The organism is Frankia sp. AiPs1 (assembly GCF_023716945.1).
Lineage (GTDB): Bacteria > Actinomycetota > Actinomycetes > Frankiales > Frankiaceae > Frankia.
This window is the reverse complement of sequence record NZ_JAMQQF010001142.1, coordinates 1-650: the sequence shown is the minus strand read 5'-3', so window position 1 is coordinate 650 and position 650 is coordinate 1. Positions and strand designations below refer to the sequence as shown.

Sequence of the window (650 nt, the reverse complement as noted above, 5' to 3'; positions counted from 1 at the left end):
AACCCGGGGCGAACACAAAAAGCCCGCGCAGCCTCGAGGGTCCCCCCGCGACGGCCACGGGGGGCGGCCCGGGCCACCCCGCGCCCCCCACGGCCGCGGACGTCGCGGCGACACCAGCGGGACCTCGCGTCCCGGTGCCACTCGCATCTGTCACGCGGGCTCCCTCGGTGTCCCCCGCGGCGGTGTCCCCTGCGGCGGCATCTGCCGCTGCGGTGGTGCGGACCGCGGCGGCTGGCGGGGAGCTTCCCGAGATCGCGGGTGTGCGGGGATTCGTCCCGCAGGACCCGGCGTCACCGCTCGTTCCCGCTGACCCGATCGACGATCCGGCGGTCCTTGCCGCCGCCCTGCCCGAGCTTGGAGGTGGCGGCCCGGTGGACGCCGTGGTGTTGGAGTTCCTGCGGACCACTCGCGAGCTGGTCGCGGCGCAGCGTGACGTGGTGCTGGGCTACCTGGGCTACGACCCGACCGGTCTCGGCCGCCCGGCGCCGCGCGACGGCACCGACGGCGTCAACCGCGTCGCGACCACCCCCGCGGTTCCCCGACAGGCCCAGCCGGAGCAGGCGCGAGGCGCCGGCATACCGGTGGCCGGCGCACCAGTGACTCCGGCGGTGCCCCGGCCTGCCCCCGAGGCGGACGCGGCCGGTTCGGCC

Annotated in this window: 1 protein-coding gene; it reads left to right on the top strand. The window is 77.4% G+C overall.

Annotated features, from left to right (window positions below; all coding sequences use genetic code 11):
* Positions 1 to 215: 215 nt before the first annotated feature.
* The coding region (locus tag ND748_RS33340; RefSeq protein WP_251750196.1) for a hypothetical protein at positions 216 to 650 on the top strand (435 nt) is incomplete at its 3' end.